The following is a 1,964-nucleotide window of genomic DNA, read 5'->3' as shown; positions in this document are numbered from 1 at the left end:
GACGACTACGCCGAGATCGTGCGGCGGATCGTCAAGGACGAGATCGGCACCGGCGAGGGCGCCAACTTCGTCGTCAAGCGGACCTTCGTCGCCGACATCGGCGACTACTCGGTCGGCACCGCGCTGCGCCTGTTCCGGCGGCTGCTGGAGCGCGAGTCGGGCGCGTACTGGACGTTCATCGTGCACACCGGCGAGCGCACCCTCGTCGGGGCCTCGCCCGAGCGCCACGTGAGCGTGGTCGGCGGCCGGGCCGTGATGAACCCGATCAGCGGCACCTACCGCTATCCCGACTCGGGGCCCACCCTGCCCGGCGTCATGGACTTCCTCGCCGACCGCAAGGAGACCGACGAGCTGTACATGGTCGTCGACGAGGAACTGAAGATGATGGCCCGGGTGTGCGAGAACGGCGGCAGCGTCGTCGGGCCGTACCTCAAGGAGATGGCCCGGCTCGCCCACACCGAGTACTTCATCGAGGGCCACACCACCCGCGACCCGCGGGAGGTGCTGCACGAGACCCTGTTCGCGCCGACCGTCACCGGCTCCCCGCTGGAGAGCGCCTGCAAGGTGATCGAGCGGTACGAACCCGAGGGCCGCGGCTACTACAGCGGCATCCTGGCGATGATCGGCCGCGACGAGCGGGGCGAGCGCACCCTCGACACGGCGATCGTCATCCGCACCGCCGACATCGACGCGCGCGGCCGGATGCGCATCGGTGTCGGGGCCACCCTGGTGCGCCACTCCGACCCGCTCTCCGAGGTCGCCGAGACCCGCGCCAAGGCGTCGGGCCTGCTGGCCGCCTTCGGCGAGACGGCCCCGCGCCGGTTCGGCTCCCACCCCTCGGTGCGGGCGGCGCTGGACGGGCGCAACTCGGGCCTGGCCGGCTTCTGGCTGGCGACGGACGCCGACCGCCAGGACGGCGCCGGGCTGCTCGACGGCCGGCGGGTGATCGTGGTCGACGCCGAGGACACCTTCACCGCGATGCTCGGCCACCAACTCCGGGCCCTGGGCGCCGAGGTGACGGTCCGTCGGTTCGACCAGCCGTACTCCCTCGACGAACACGACCTGGTGGTGCTGGGGCCGGGGCCGGGTGACCCCCGGGACACCGGCCACCCGAAGATCGCGCACCTGAGCGGGGCGGTGGAGACCCTGCTCGCCGAGCGCCGGCCGTTCGCGGCCGTGTGCCTGAGCCACCAGGTGCTCAGCCTGCGGCTCGGCCTGCCACTGGTGCGCCGGGACCGGCCGAACCAGGGCGTGCAGCGGGAGATCGACCTGTTCGGGCGCCGCGAACGGGTCGGCTTCTACAACACCTTCGCGGCCCGGAACGCCGGCACCCGCTTCGAGGCACCCGGCATCGGCATGGTCGAGATCAGCCGCGACCCGGTCACCCACGAGGTGCACGCCCTGCGCGGGCCCGGGTTCCGCTCGATGCAGTTCCACCCGGAGTCGGTGCTCACCGCGGACGGGATGCGCATCCTCGGCGACGCGCTGGGCGCGCTCGTCGCCGGACCGTTGAGGCAGGCGGCATGAACCGGTTCGCCGTCGGGAGGCGCGCATGAGCGGGACTCCCGGACTCAAGGCGGCCGTGGTCTGGTGGGACCTGACCGGGACAGGCCGGACGATCGACTCGCTGCGGGCGTTCCTGCGCGAGGAGGCCGTCGACCGGTTCGCCCGGGTGGAGGGGCTCCGGCTGAAGTTCTGGGTCTCCGACCCCGCCACCGACCGCTGGGGCGCGGTGCTGCTCTGGGAGTCGGCCGAGGCCGCCGCCCGGCCGCTGCCGGCGCGGGCCGCCGAACTGATCGGGCGGCCGCCGGCGCAGTGGACGCTGTTCGACGTCGAGGCGACCGTCGAGGGGGTGCACTCGCTGACCCGCCTGGCCGGGTACGGACTGGCCCTGGAGTCGCCGGCCCCGCTGGAATCCCCGATGCCGTGACGCCCCGCCCCGATCGCCCGGGCAGGCCCACCCC

2 protein-coding genes are annotated in these 1,964 nt (G+C 73.5%); both read left to right on the top strand.

The window, feature by feature from the left end; translation table 11 throughout:
- Positions 1-1,527: anthranilate synthase family protein (locus ACFRMQ_RS40445; RefSeq protein ID WP_380735913.1), on the top strand; the 1,527-nt coding region annotated here is incomplete at its 5' end.
- Between the two features lie 25 nt (positions 1,528-1,552).
- The gene (locus ACFRMQ_RS40440; RefSeq protein ID WP_380735912.1) at positions 1,553-1,930 is read left to right on the top strand and encodes a hypothetical protein; all 378 of its coding nucleotides are present in this window, start codon (positions 1,553-1,555) and stop codon (positions 1,928-1,930) included.
- Positions 1,931-1,964: the final 34 nt, after the last annotated feature.

The organism is Kitasatospora sp. NPDC056783 (assembly GCF_042789895.1).
Taxonomy (GTDB): Bacteria; Actinomycetota; Actinomycetes; order Streptomycetales; family Streptomycetaceae; genus Kitasatospora.
This window is presented reverse-complemented; position numbering and strand designations above follow the sequence as displayed.

Bases quoted from the DNA above. Each gene is read 5' to 3' on its own strand.
- ACFRMQ_RS40440 (WP_380735912.1), top strand. From the start codon at position 1,553: ATGAGCGGGACTCCCGGACTCAAGGCGGCCGTGGTCTGGTGGGACCTG.